The organism is Proteus sp. G2673 (assembly GCF_009915125.1).
GTDB lineage: Bacteria > Pseudomonadota > Gammaproteobacteria > Enterobacterales > Enterobacteriaceae > Proteus > Proteus penneri.
Map to the genome: position 1 here is coordinate 19,352 of NZ_JAABLT010000010.1, position 14,683 is coordinate 34,034.

Annotated in this window: 11 protein-coding genes; 10 read left to right on the plus strand and 1 reads right to left on the minus strand. The window is 38.1% G+C overall.

Annotated elements, in window-relative coordinates; genetic code table 11:
- The first annotated feature begins 653 nt into the window (after window positions 1-653).
- From prfC to deoD, 9 genes are all read left to right on the plus strand, one after another.
- Window positions 654-2,243 (plus strand): peptide chain release factor 3, encoded by a 1,590-nt coding sequence (gene prfC, locus GWI59_RS05355; protein ID WP_109848053.1) that lies wholly within the window; start codon window positions 654-656, stop codon window positions 2,241-2,243.
- A gap of 727 nt (window positions 2,244-2,970) precedes the next feature.
- Entirely contained in the window at window positions 2,971-3,315 is a 345-nt protein-coding gene (locus GWI59_RS05360) for a BON domain-containing protein (RefSeq protein WP_006536117.1), read from the plus strand.
- Between the two features lie 129 nt (window positions 3,316-3,444).
- The gene (locus GWI59_RS05365) at window positions 3,445-4,500 is read left to right on the plus strand and encodes a patatin-like phospholipase family protein (protein ID WP_109848054.1); all 1,056 of its coding nucleotides are present in this window, start codon (window positions 3,445-3,447) and stop codon (window positions 4,498-4,500) included.
- Window positions 4,501-4,502: 2 nt separating this feature from the next.
- The gene (locus GWI59_RS05370; RefSeq protein ID WP_109848055.1) at window positions 4,503-5,285 is read left to right on the plus strand and encodes a TatD family hydrolase; all 783 of its coding nucleotides are present in this window, start codon (window positions 4,503-4,505) and stop codon (window positions 5,283-5,285) included.
- A gap of 289 nt (window positions 5,286-5,574) precedes the next feature.
- On the plus strand, window positions 5,575-6,873 hold the full coding sequence (locus GWI59_RS05375; protein ID WP_072064361.1) for a NupC/NupG family nucleoside CNT transporter: 1,299 nt from the start codon (window positions 5,575-5,577) through the stop codon (window positions 6,871-6,873).
- A gap of 520 nt (window positions 6,874-7,393) precedes the next feature.
- Window positions 7,394-8,173, plus strand: coding sequence for a deoxyribose-phosphate aldolase (deoC, locus tag GWI59_RS05380; RefSeq protein WP_006536109.1), 780 nt, complete (start codon window positions 7,394-7,396; stop codon window positions 8,171-8,173).
- Between the two features lie 67 nt (window positions 8,174-8,240).
- A complete protein-coding gene (gene deoA / locus GWI59_RS05385; RefSeq protein ID WP_109400020.1) occupies window positions 8,241-9,563 on the plus strand; it encodes a thymidine phosphorylase in 1,323 nt (440 codons plus the stop codon).
- Between the two features lie 66 nt (window positions 9,564-9,629).
- Complete coding sequence (gene deoB / locus GWI59_RS05390) at window positions 9,630-10,856, plus strand: phosphopentomutase (RefSeq protein WP_072064358.1); 1,227 nt, start codon at window positions 9,630-9,632, stop codon at window positions 10,854-10,856.
- A 77-nt stretch (window positions 10,857-10,933) separates the two neighbouring features.
- Window positions 10,934-11,650 (plus strand): purine-nucleoside phosphorylase, encoded by a 717-nt coding sequence (deoD, locus tag GWI59_RS05395; protein ID WP_006536106.1) that lies wholly within the window; start codon window positions 10,934-10,936, stop codon window positions 11,648-11,650.
- Between the two features lie 86 nt (window positions 11,651-11,736).
- On the opposite strand, the gene GWI59_RS05400 is transcribed toward deoD, so the two are convergent.
- Complete coding sequence (locus GWI59_RS05400; RefSeq protein WP_109848056.1) at window positions 11,737-12,186, minus strand: hypothetical protein; 450 nt, start codon at window positions 12,184-12,186, stop codon at window positions 11,737-11,739.
- Window positions 12,187-12,880: 694 nt separating this feature from the next.
- Here GWI59_RS05400 and GWI59_RS05405 point away from each other — a divergent pair.
- Window positions 12,881-14,617 carry a pyridoxal-dependent decarboxylase gene (locus GWI59_RS05405; protein WP_161724174.1) on the plus strand — a complete coding sequence of 579 codons (1,737 nt, stop codon included), beginning with the start codon at window positions 12,881-12,883 and terminating at the stop codon, window positions 14,615-14,617.
- The last annotated feature ends 66 nt before the right edge of the window (window positions 14,618-14,683 follow it).

Genomic DNA, 14,683 nt, shown 5'->3' on the forward strand with positions numbered 1-14,683 from the left:
TTAAGTTAAATTTAAAACGCCTTCTATTAGGCGTTTTTTGTTTTATTTGAAGAATGATAATTTTATTTTTTCATTATTTTTATTTGAAATTTATCTTTATTTTTACTTAATGTAAATTTATCAAGTTAATTTCACTTTTGTCATCGTTAAATTTTAAAACGTCAGGTGATTATAACGGTGTTAAAAAGGTGAATAATATTTAAAAGAAGTAGTTGAGTATTTGCTTTTATTTTAAATAAAGTGATTAGTCTCTAAATATAGACAAAATTAAATCTAAATGAAGGTATGTTTATTTAGATCCTTCTATTCAATCCTGAACCGAAAATAAATAGGCTAACGCTTTGCTTTATTGTTAGCTCATAAAGGTAGCTTGTAGAATTTTTAGCAAACATAGGTATGCTGAGCGTATCAATGAAAACAATGTTGCTCTATAAGGCAGTAGATACGATTAATTTTTTCAAACACTAGGCATCACTCCCTCAAGTAGATAAAATAGTAACCATTGATTGTTTATACAGACAAGATAGGCGAAAATAAGCGCCAATTAAGATTAACTTACGGGTTGAATGTTTTTATAGTCACGTTAATTATTACTTATAGCAATATATCAGTGTCTTACATTCTCTCGTCTATCAACCAGAAGATCACCATTGATGTCTAATCCTATTTTTCAGCAAGAAGTTGCTCGTCGTAGAACTTTTGCCATTATTTCCCACCCAGATGCGGGTAAAACAACCATCACTGAAAAAGTGTTGTTATTCGGACAAGCAATTCAACGTGCAGGAACCGTAAAAGGCCGTGGTTCAAATCAGCATGCAAAGTCTGACTGGATGGAAATGGAAAAACAACGTGGTATTTCTATTACAACCTCAGTTATGCAGTTCCCTTATGCTGATTGTCTAGTTAACTTATTAGATACCCCAGGGCACGAAGACTTCTCTGAAGATACTTATCGTACTTTAACTGCAGTTGACTGCTGTTTAATGGTCATTGACTCTTCTAAAGGGGTCGAAGATCGTACTCGTAAATTAATGGAAGTCACACGTTTACGTGATACCCCAATTCTGACTTTTATGAATAAACTTGACCGTGATATTCGTGATCCAATGGAAGTCATGGATGAAGTTGAAACAGAATTAAAAATCGCGTGTAGTCCTGTTACTTGGCCTATTGGTTGCGGAAAACTCTTCAAAGGGGTTTATCATATTCTGAAAGATGAAACTTATCTTTATCAAAGCGGTCAAGGTCACACTATTCAGGATTCTCGTGTTATCAAAGGGTTAGATAACCCAGAGCTTGATGAAGCGATAGGTGACGATTTAGCAAGTCAATTACGTGATGAATTAGAGTTAGTATTAGGTGCTTCTCACGAATTTGATCATGAGGCATTTTTAGCAGGCGAATTAACCCCAGTGTTCTTTGGTACTGCATTAGGTAACTTTGGTGTTAACCATATGCTTGATGGCCTTGTAAAATGGGCGCCAGCACCAATGCCTCGTCAAACTGATATGCGAGAAGTCACTGCTTCTGAAGAAACGTTCACCGGTTTCGTCTTCAAGATCCAAGCCAATATGGATCCTAAGCACCGTGACCGTGTTGCATTTCTACGTGTTGTATCTGGTATGTATGATAAAGGTATGAAGTTACACCAAGTTCGAATTAAAAAAGATGTGGTGATTTCTGATGCATTAACCTTTATGGCAGGCGATCGTTCTCACGTTGAACATGCTTATCCTGGCGATATTATTGGTCTTCATAACCACGGTACCATTCAGATTGGTGATACTTTTACTCAAGGTGAAATTCTGAAATTCACGGGCATTCCAAACTTTGCGCCAGAATTGTTCCGCCGTATTCGTTTACGTGATCCATTAAAACAGAAACAGTTACTTAAAGGATTGGTGCAGTTATCAGAAGAAGGTGCTGTACAAGTCTTTAGACCACTGGCAAATAACGATTTAATCGTCGGCGCGGTCGGTGTACTTCAGTTTGATGTGGTTGTTGCAAGACTTAAGAGTGAATATAACGTTGAAGCGATTTATGAATCCGTTAACGTTTCAACGGCACGCTGGGTTGAATGTAATAACGAGAAAAAACTCGAAGAGTTTAAACGTAAAAATGAACAAAACTTGGCACTTGATGGCAGCGATAACTTAACTTATATCGCACCAACGATGGTCAATTTGAATTTAACACGTGAGCGTTATCCTGATGTTGAGTTCCATCAGACCCGTGAGCACTAATTACTCGTCATACTTCAAGCTGCAACGTTGTTGACTACGTTCATTCGCACTAGTCACATACTTATGTATGCTCCTAGCGACTCATTCACTTGTCGCCTAGTTGCAGCTTGAATTATTTAGAGTAATAGCATGTTCGTGCTGATGCTTAAAGTTGCCGCTTGAACTATTTAGAGTAATAGTATTCTCATGCTTATACTTAAAGTTGGCGCTTGAACGATTTAGAGTAAAAGTGTGTTTATGCTTAAAGTTGTCGCTTGAATTATTTAGAGTAAGAGTGTGTTCATACTTTGAGCATTTAACTTAATGAAAAGGCTATATTTTTTAATATAGCCTTATTTGTTGCTTCGCTTTGTTGAGTCTTTATACTTAATAAACCCATCGCTGTGAGAGACTCGATTTTCTTTGTTAAATATCCTCTGTATATCCCTAATATCCTACCGAAAAACCCTTCTTCATTTGGAATTACTCTTTTTTTTCTCTGTTAACATGATGCCTGTTTTTACACTTATTTATAAATATATGTAAAATTTTTTATAGATTTATTTTTCATTTTTAGAATAAAATTATTAGGATTAGTCTTTATTTGCTATTTTTTACTTTATTTAACTCGGATAGCTTATTAGTGTAATAGCTTAGATTGTTAAATTTTTGTAGTGCTTAATAAAAAGACAGACATTAAAACACACGTATATTTCCTATCTCAGTTATTGTGATTAGGGGGAGAGCAATGAAACAATATAAGACGCTAAAATTGGCGTTATTAATGTCAATCGGCTTAGCTTTTGTCAGTATGGGCGCGTCAGCTGAAACATCGTGGTATAGCGAGATTAATAAAAGTGGGAATAATACGGGTCACTACTTAAGTGATACTTCTATTTCTAATAAAATTCAAGATACGCTATTGCCAATGCAAGATATTAATAGTGAGAATATTTCTATTCGTACTGAGTTTGGGCATGTCTTTCTTTCCGGTTTTGTTGATAGTAAAGCGCAAGAAGAAAAAATCTTACAAGTTATTGAAAAAATTGAAGGTGTTAAAAGCGTAGACTCAGATGTAAATATCAAATCATAAACGTGATTTTCTTTTATATTCGTTACACTCTAAGAATATATTGTCTAATTTATTTGAATGAGTACGGAAAAAGAATGACGTCAAAAAAATGTGCGGGTATCCTTTGTTAAGTTGTATTAAGGAGACATTATGGGGAAGTATATACCTGTCACATTAAATAATATTACTGCACTCGAATTTCAATCCTCACTACCACAAGGTAAAGTTGCTTTAGTTTGTGAGGGCGGAGGTCAACGCGGGATCTTTACTGCGGGTGTCCTTGATGAATTTATGCGATCACGATTTGATCCCTTTGATGTTTTACTTGGGGTGTCTGCGGGAGCACAAAATTTGTCTGCTTTTGCCTGTGGTCAGCGTGGATATGCACGTAAAATTATTAATCGCTATACAACCAATAATCAATTCTTCAATCCCATTCGTTTTGTCCGTGGCGGCAATTTACTCGATCTTGATTGGTATATAGACACGACAGCCAAAGAAATGCCTCTTGATATACCAACAGCACTACGGCGGTTTGATACGGGGCGCGAATTTTATATGGTGGCAAGTCGTTCTGATAATTTTCAGGCCAATTATTTTCAACCCGATGAACTGACTTGGCTTGAGATAATCAAAGCGTCCAGTGCTATCCCTGCTTTTTATCGTAATGGGGTCTTATTTCATGATGTTGTTTATCATGATGGTGGTATCAGCGATGCTATTCCAGTGAGAGAAGCTTATCGACGTGGTTGTCGTACTATTGTTGTTGTGCGCACGGTACCTTCTGAATATCAATACACAACAGAATGGGTCGATCGTATGGGAAAATGGTTTGAAAATAGCCGTTTACAACGTTTTATGGCGATGGCTCAAGTCCATATCGAAACCTATACCGAAACACTTAAATTTATTCAATCGCCTCCAGAAGATGTTGTTGTTATCGAAATCTATCCACCAACGACGTTACAATCGAGTGCATTAGGAAGTCGTTTAAGTGCATTAAATCATGATTATCATGTGGGTAGACGTTGTGGACGCTATTTTTTAGCGACAATAGGTCAGCATTTTTCTAAGAAAAAATTCAAACAGCATGATAAAAAAATCTTTAGCCTATTTGAGCAAGAAGCAAAGGCGGATAAAGCGGAGGATGCTTCAATTATTCAACAAGGAACAAGAAGTGTGCACCCTGATGTAAGGCAGGTTTAAGAATGAATAAATTTATTGATACTCACTGTCATTTTGATTTTCCGGTTTTTTATAATGATATTGCAAATAGCTTATCTTTAGCACATCAAGCGCAAGTAAAAAAAATCATTATTCCTGCAGTTGCTCGCTGGAATTTTGATGTGGTGACTGAGTTATCAAATGAATATCCTCAATTATATAGTGCATTAGGATTACATCCTTTATATATTGAAGCGCATACAGAACAACATCTCATTGAATTAGAACAGAAATTAAAAATAGAACCTCGTTGTGTTGCTATCGGAGAAATCGGGCTTGATGACTATATGGATAACCCGCAACCAGAAAAGCAGGAGCGCTTTTTAATTGCACAACTTAAATTAGCGGCTAAGTTTGATTTACCCGTTATTTTACACTCACGAAAAACTCACGATAAGTTAAGTGCCTTGTTACGTCGTTATGATGTTCCTCGTAAAGGAGTTGTACACGGTTTTGCAGGAAGCCAGCAACAAGCTGAAAAGTTTATTCAACAAGGCTATTTTATTGGCGTTGGTGGAACCATTACTTATGAGCGAGCACAAAAGACCCGTCGAGCAATGGCTTCATTGCCGCTTGAATCGCTATTACTAGAAACAGATGCGCCCGATATGCCTGTGAGCGGTTTTCAAGGTGAACCCAATCGCCCAGAACGAATTCAATATGTTTTTTCTCAACTCTGTGAACTACGTCAAGAACCCTCTGAGGTAATTGCACAGCAACTCTATTTTAATAGCCTACAATTATTTCGGTTAAAAGATAATATCTAGTTGTTGAATTGAATTTAACTTTACTGGTTAAAATTGAATACATGGTTTGTTAATCGGATGATGTTTTCTCTCTATTCTGCCTATTCAATAATGCAGTTTTCCCCTCTTTTTGTGTGATCAACTTCTCATTTGTGACTTTTTTGTTACTTTTTTCAGACCCTATTTGTGATGGATGTTGAGGGTTCTTTTCTTAGACTAGGTATAATTATCTGGCAAAAAAGAGTCAATAAGCTCTGGCAAGGGCATTATTGATAATCCATTAAATTTTTATGTGAACAGGGATCCTTCAATGCAACTCATTATGAGCTTGGTCGGAATGGCAACATTAATATTGATAGCCGTTCTGTTTTCCAGCAATCGACGTGCAATTAGACTACGTACAGTTGGTGGCGCATTCCTTATTCAGATTGGCTTAGGTGCATTTGTTCTTTATTCCGACGGTGGTCGCGAGGTACTTCTTGCGATTTCTGATGGCGTTAAGAATGTTATTGATTACGGCAATAATGGGATGAGCTTCCTCTTTGCGGGCTTAGTATCAGATAAAATGTTCGAATTATTTGGTGGTGGCGGTTTCGTATTCGCCCTACGCGTACTGCCTGTTATTGTGTTTTTCTCTTCACTCATTGCAGTGTTGTATTACCTTGGCATTATGCAAATCGTCATCAAAATTCTTGGTGGTGGTTTACAAAAAGTACTGGGTACATCACGAACAGAATCGATGTCTGCAACTGCAAATATTTTTGTTGGACAAACAGAAGCACCACTTGTTGTTCGCCCTTATATTGCAAGAATGACAACCTCTGAGCTCTTTGCTGTTATGTGTGGTGGTTTAGCCTCTGTTGCGGGTTCTGTGCTTGCTGGATACGCTAGCATGGGCGTACCGTTGGAGTACCTGATTACGGCTTCCTTTATGGCGGCTCCTGGTGGTTTACTCTTTGCTAAATTATTGATCCCTGAAACAGAAACACCAGATGATCAAAAAGATGCGCTTGATAAAATGGCAGATGACGAAAAACCCGCCAATATTATCGATGCTGCAGCTGCAGGTGCCTCTTCAGGTTTACAGCTTGCCCTTAACGTCGGTGCCATGTTACTTGCTTTCGTTGCATTGATTGCATTAGTTAATGGTATCCTCGGTGGTATTGGTGGCTGGTTTGGTTATGAGAATTTCTCATTAGAACTCGTGTTTGGTTGGGTGTTTGCACCTATTGCCTTCCTAATTGGCGTGCCTTGGAGTGAAGCGACCATTGCAGGCTCATTTATTGGACAAAAAATTGTTATCAATGAGTTCTATGCTTACTCTGAATTTAGTAAATATCTCAAAGAGGATGCACTTGTTGCGGGCTCTGGACTCATGGTGTTATCAGAACAAACAAAGGTAATCATTTCCTTTGCACTGTGTGGTTTTGCTAACCTTTCTTCCGTAGCTGTTTTGTTAGGTGGTTTAGGTGGAATGGCACCAAATCGTCGTCAAGATGTGGCTCGTTTAGGTATGAAAGCAGTACTTGCAGGTACACTCTCTAACTTAATGAGTGCAACGATTGCAGGATTCTTCTTTGCATTAACAGCAATGGCCGTTGTTGCTTAATTAATTTTTATTGTAGAGAGCAGATGGGTTTTGCCTATCTGCTCTTTTATGTTTGTTTTCTGCTGTAATGTTAACTACTTTTATTGTGAGAGATATTTCGCAATTTGTATTGAATAGGGTTAATAACGATATCATTTTATATTGCTCACGCTTTTTTTGCGTTATAAAGACGACTTAAAGGCGCTATTCGAGTAACATTAAACCAGAAAACGACTTAACTGTGATATTTATCACATTTTTATGTTATATATTGCAAGTTGCATTTAATTAGTGTGACGAAAAGCACATCTAATTGTTCCTTAGCGTGTTCAAATAAGATGTGCTGAAACTTCATGGAATGGCGAAAGCTCAATGACGGGTCGCCGAAGTGAGCATAGCGCGGTGAGAGGGAGCTCAGCTGTCGTTGTGGTATTAAGCTGCAACAACATCTTCAAGGAACCAAGTCCGCTCGCCAACAAATTTAATCGCTAACCTTAAGCGTACGCCCAAAAGGGCTTGAGAAACATCGTTGGAGAGTTTTATGACAGATTTAACCGCTGCAGCGCGCCTTGCGCTGTCTTTGATGGATTTAACTACATTAAATGATGATGATACTGATGCAAAAGTGACAGCATTATGTCATCAAGCTAAAAGCCCAGAAGGCAATACTGCTGCTATTTGTATCTACCCACGTTTTATTCCGTTAGCACGTAAAGTGTTACGCGAACAAGGTACTCCTGACGTTCGTATCGCAACCGTAACTAACTTCCCTCATGGTAATGATGATCTAGATATCGCATTAGCAGAAACCAACGCGGCATTAGCTTATGGCGCAGATGAGGTTGACGTAGTTTTTCCTTACCGTGCATTTATGGCTGGTAACGAGCAAATCGGTTTTGATATCGTTAAAGCATGTAAAGAAGCTTGTGCAAAAGCAGGCGCTTTACTGAAAGTCATTATTGAAACGGGTGAGCTGAAAGATCCAGCGCTTATCCGTAAAGCATCTGAAATTTCCATCAAAGCAGGTGCAGACTTTATTAAAACCTCCACAGGTAAAGTACCTGTAAATGCAACACTGGAAAGCGCTGAGTTAATGATCCAAGTGATCCACGATATGGGCGTTGGCAAAGAAGTTGGTTTTAAACCGGCTGGTGGTGTACGTACCGCTGAAGAAGCTGCCCAATACCTTGCATTGGCTAAACGCATTATGGGTGACAACTGGGTTGATGCCCGTCACTTCCGTTTTGGCGCATCAAGCTTGTTAGGTAATTTACTAGCCACTTTAGGTCATGGCGAGCAAAAATCGTCTAGTGGTTACTAATCCATTCGTGTAATACGTCCACATTTTATTGTGGGCGTTATCAATGCTATAAAACCAGGAGGTTGCAGTGTTTCTTGCCCAAGAGATTATTCGTAAAAAACGTGATGGTCATCCTTTAACAGAGGAAGAAATTCGTTTTTTCATTAATGGCGTCAGAGATAATACTGTTTCTGAAGGTCAAATTGCTGCATTAGCAATGACTATTTATTTCCACGATATGACGATGCCTGAGCGTGTTGCTCTGACATTAGCTATGCGTGATTCCGGTACAGTACTGAACTGGAAAAGCCTAAATTTAAACGGCCCAATTGTTGATAAACACTCAACAGGTGGTGTAGGTGATGTTACATCCCTGATGTTAGGGCCAATGGTTGCCGCGTGTGGCGGTTATGTTCCTATGATTTCAGGTCGTGGATTAGGTCATACAGGTGGAACATTAGATAAACTCGAAGCAATTCCAGGTTTCGATATCTTCCCTGATGATGAAAAATTCCGCGATATTATTCGTAACGTGGGTGTTGCTATTATCGGACAGACTAATTCATTAGCACCTGCTGATAAACGCTTTTATGCTACCCGTGATATTACTGCTACAGTTGATTCAATCCCGCTTATCACAGCCTCTATTCTAGGTAAAAAATTAGCTGAAGGTTTAGATGCATTAGTGATGGATGTTAAAGTGGGCTCTGGTGCCTTTATGCCGACTTATCAGAAGTCTGAAGAGCTGGCTGAGTCAATTGTCCAAGTAGCAAATGGCGCAGGCTGTCAAACTACGGCACTGTTAACGGATATGAATGAAGTTCTAGCTTCAAGCGCAGGTAATGCGGTTGAAGTTCGTGAAGCAGTTCAATTCTTAACAGGTGAATACCGTAACCCTCGTCTATTTGAAGTCACTATGGCGCTGTGTGTTGAAATGTTAGTATCAGGCCGTTTAGCGGATGATCGTCAACAAGCTCGTCAAAAACTACAAGATGTGTTGGATAACGGTAAAGCGGCAGAAGTCTTTGGTCGAATGGTTGCAGCACAGAAAGGCCCATCTGATTTTGTTGAAAACTACAATAAATACCTGCCAATTGCGGTATTAAGTAAACCTGTATTTGCTGAGAAAGCTGGGTTTATCACAGAAATGGATACACGTGCATTAGGTATGTCTGTTGTGACATTAGGTGGTGGTCGTCGTAAAGCCACTGATGCAATTGATTATAGTGTGGGATTAAGCGACATCGTAGCGCTTGGTGCTGAAATCAATACAGACACTCCGTTAGCGATGATCCATGCGAACAGTGAAAAATCATGGCAAGAAGCTGCGGCTGAAGTCCGTAAAGCGATGGTAATTGGTGACAGCAAACGCGAAGCTTCACCAATGGTGTACCGCCAAATCAGCGAATAAGAACTCAATTACGATTTATCAGTGACATATCCGTGGTCTACGGAGAATGACACAGGAGAGAGAATTATGAAACGTGTACATATCATGGTATTAGATTCCTTCGGTATCGGTGCTGCCGGTGATGCGGAGAAATTCGGTGACCAAGGTTCAGACACTTTAGGGCATATCGCACAAGCGTTTGCTGACGGTAAAGCAGATAGAGACGGTCGTAAAGGTCCTCTCCATTTACCTAATCTTTGCCGCTTAGGTCTAGGTAAAGCTGCGGAAGAATCAACAGGCAAATTCCCTGTCGGTTTAGATAAAAATGCAGATATTATCGGTGCTTATGGTTATGCCAGTGAAATCTCTTCTGGTAAAGATACTCCGTCAGGCCACTGGGAAATTGCGGGTGTGCCTGTTCTGTTTGATTGGGGATACTTCAAAGAACTGAAAAACTCATTCCCACAAGAACTGCTAGAAAACATCGTTAAACGTGCAAAATTACCAGGATACTTAGGTAACTGTCACGCATCTGGTACAGTGATTTTGGATGAACTGGGTGAAGAGCATATGAAAACCGGTAAGCCGATTTTCTATACCTCAGCCGACTCTGTATTCCAAATTGCATGTCATGAAGAAACTTACGGTTTAGATAAATTATATGAGCTGTGTGAAATTGCTCGTGATGAGCTAAACAAAGGTGATTACAATATTGGTCGTGTTATTGCGCGTCCATTTATCGGTGACAAGCCGGGTAACTTCGCCCGTACAGGTAATCGTCATGATTTAGCTGTAGAGCCACCAGCACCAACGATGTTGAAAAAACTGGTTGATGAAAAACAAGGCCATGTTGTTTCTATTGGTAAAATTGCTGATATCTACGCAAACGTAGGTATCACTAAAAAAGTGAAAGCAACAGGTATTGATGCACTGTTTGATGCAACACTTGAAGAAATGAAACTTGCGGGCGATAACACAATTGTATTCACCAACTTTGTTGATTTTGACTCCTCTTACGGCCACCGTCGTGATGTTGTGGGTTATGGTGAAGCACTTGAGTTATTCGACCGTCGTTTACCAGAATTAATGGAACTGGTTAAAGAAGATGACATTCTTATCTTAACAGCAGACCATGGTTGCGACCCAACTTGGCCTGGTTCTGATCATACTCGTGAACACATTCCTGTTCTTGTTTATGGTCCAAAAGTTAAACCGGGTTCATTGGGGCACCGTGAAACTTTCGCTGATATCGGTCAGACTGTTGTGAAATACTTCGGTTTATCTCCGGTCGACTATGGTAAGGCAATGTTTTAATTTAACTTCGGTAGGTATAGTAATATGCCTACCGAATGATATTTGAATAGTAAAAAGATCAATTAAAAGGAAGAATTATGGCTACCCCTCATATTAACGCAGAAATGGGCGATTTTGCTGATGTCGTTTTAATGCCGGGCGACCCGCTTCGTGCTAAATACATCGCTGAAACTTTTTTACAAGACGTCCGTCAAGTAAACAATGTTCGTGGTATGTTAGGTTTTACAGGTACGTATAAAGGCCGTAAAGTTTCTGTTATGGGCCACGGTATGGGTATTCCTTCCTGCTCAATTTACGCAAAAGAATTAATTACAGATTTCGGCGTGAAAGTTATCATCCGTGTGGGTTCATGTGGTGCAGTATTACCAGATGTTGAACTGCGTGATGTTGTTATTGGTATGGGCGCATGTACAGACTCTAAAGTTAACCGCCTGCGTTTCAAAGGCCAAGATTTTGCCGCTATTGCTGATTATCAATTAGTTCAGAATGCTGTTGATGCAGCAAAAGCGAAAGACATTAAAGTTCGCGTTGGTAATATCTTCTCTGCTGATCTGTTCTACTCTCCAGATCCAGAAATGTTTGATGTAATGGAAAAATACGGCATCTTAGGTGTTGAAATGGAAGCTGCAGGTATCTACGGTGTTGCAGCGGAATACGGCGCAAAAGCATTGACCATCTGTACCGTATCTGACCACATCAAAAAAGGTACACAAACTACAGCAGAAGAGCGTCAAACTACCTTTAACGAAATGATTGAAATTGCATTAGAATCTGTTCTGTTATTAGAAGACTAATCAATACATCTCGTTGCTTAAAGATACTAAAAACCCAATTTAAGAATTGGGTTTTTTTATGTATATATGTTTAATTAAATTAGAAATTAAGGAGCATAAATATAGGTTTCTAAATAAGGGTCCATTTTAATTGAGTAATTTTTTAAATTATCTAAGCTGGGTGTTAATGGCTGTTTGCACTCTTTTTTACTGATAATGTTATTGTCTTTATAAACAATTATACCGTTAAAGTTCCATCCTCTACCTTCACCGTCATAAACAATGTAGCTGTAATTTCCATTCTTAAATCGAATATAAGTCGATGCGCCAGCAACAAACATTTGATGCCCATAAAAGACATTATTATTGGGTTGCTGAGGAACAGGTAGTGTGATCTCTGTTTTTGCAAGTGTGCCATAGCGATAAACAGGTGGCTTTCCATGTTCAACGAACACGCTGACATACTTACCATTTTCAAGTTGGCAGGTAAATTCTTCAGCATAGACACTTGCGGATAATAATACGAATACAGCAGCAATAGCGATACGTGCTTTCATATTGTCTTCTCCGTTAATTACCTACTTTATTACTTTAAGTATCGGCAAAAGAAGCAAAATATGTAGAGTAAATATTCTGATTGTTTAGCAGGGTGACTGTCTTTTGTTTTCAACCAATATTTTCGTTATTTGTAGAATTATTCTCTATGATTATTTTCTTTTTTATATTTTCATTATTGACTACCTTCCGTTTTAGCCTTAACCCATACTTTATACCTAATAATAGTTAAAATTATAATTAATTAGCTAATTATGGAAAATATTATAGTGATTTCGTTTGATTTTATTGGTGGTAACTAAACTTAATGTAATTTTAGCTGTACTAATTGCGGAAATAACAGATTAATACAATTAATTAAATAGAGACTCCAATAATATCATATAGTTAGCTGGTTATTATTGTATTTTGATTATATTTCAAATAGTTAATAGTATTTCGGGTGATTATTTTTGTTTGTAGCTTAATTTTCATTGTGATGTCAGTCACATAAGCATATATATGAAATAATAATATCTGTAAATTTAACTTTCCGAATATCAATATCTTATTGATATTAAATAAAATATTTTGTTTTGTGTGGTTGTGAGTAGAGCCTATGCGATCACATGAAGTACTAACTAAATTAATTAGAAAATGTATAGTATTGCTATACTGTTCAATTAAGTTATTTTCGGTTTCTATTTGGAGAATATAGTGAAAAATCAAGATTTATTAGGTCTATCTTCTGCTAACATTCTGAATGCGGAATTTGAGAAGAAATACCACGACGTTATTACTCACTTTTTCAGCCGAGATCCGAAGTATTGGCCGATATTTCAGGATAAAACAATCCAATCGATTACACAGTTTAGAAAAACAACTTCTAACGATAATGACCAATTACAACGTTACTCAAATGGGCAACAACTATTTGAACGTCTAATGACGGATACGCAAATCCAACAAAACATTAATTACCCAGAAAATGATCCTAATGAACTACTGATGTTAGTTTCAACACTGTGTAAAAACTGGGAAAATCCATTAGCTGTTGAAAACGTAATTGCAATGCCAAGTGATCCGGGGGTTTATGGTTCAATCTTAGGGTTAATGGGCAACCCTAACATGGTGTATTGCGAATATTCTGGTGTTGCTGATGCGTTAGAGAAAGTGACGATAAAAAAAGTCGCTAAATTGGTTGGTTACGATCCTGAAGTTGCCTCAGGTGTGTTCACTCAAGGTGGCACCATGTGTAACTTATATGGTTATCTCTTTGGATTACGCAAGTCTATGCCTAATTCTAAACATTTAGGCATGGCAGCAGATCAAGATTATCGCATCATTAACTCCCAAGGTGGTCACTATTCAAATATGACTAACCTAGCCTTATTAGGTGTTGATGTTGATAACAAAACTATCCGTATTAAAGTGTCTGAAGATAACACCATTAATTTAGAACACTTAGAGCGAGAATTAAGGGCGTGCTTTACTGTTAAATGCAAAGTACCCACTATCATGTTAACCACAGGAACAACAGACACCTTTGGTGTGGATGATGTGAAAGGGGTTTGTGAATTACGTGATCGCTTATGTGAAGAATTCGAGATCCCTGTTAAGCCCCATGTTCACGTTGATGCAGCTGTTGGTTGGCCGATTATCTTCTTCTTAGAATATGATTTTAGCAGTAATCCGCTGGCAATTAATGATGTCACCTTAGAAGGTTTACGTCAGAACGTTGAGAAATTTAAACATCTGAAATATGCCGATTCCATTACCATCGACTTCCATAAATGGGGCTATGTGCCTTATACCTCAAGTTTAGTATTGGTGAAAAATGGCAATGACTTCGTGGCACTGGAAAACGATCCAGAAAACTTCACCTATTTTGAACATGAATTAGAAGGGCAGACTCACTTACAATCTACTATTGAATGTACACGTAGTGGTGTGGGTATCTTTGGTGCTTATTCTGCAATGCACTATATGGGTATTGAAGGTTACCAAACCATTATTGCTCACTGTTTGCAAAACGCCAACTACATGCGCCATCAGTTGTTAGAGATGGGGAATGCGAAAGTGATCGTACCGCAAAACCAAGGCCCAAGTGTTGGTTTTAAACTGTATGATCCAAATTTAGTCAAAGATCCTAATGTTGCTTTTGATTTAGAGTTAACGTGCTCTACAGATAAAGAAGCATATGACTTTATGGTTCATAATACGCAGTGGCATAGAAAACTTTTCTTACAACGTGGTAAAGAAGGATTATTTACTAATTGGGTAGATTCTATTGCTTGCTCGAAATATGCGAAAAATAACCGTTATATTTATCTTCCAGGTGAAAAAGCGGTATTTATGAATCCAAATACTGAACGTGCTCATATTGATAATTTTATGAAGATTTTAACCGAAATGAGTCAAAACATGAGCTCAAAAAAGGTTGCGAAAATCTAACTAAATTATTGTCTGATTAAATAAAACAAACTGTACTTTAATCGAGGAAATCCATATTAAAGTACA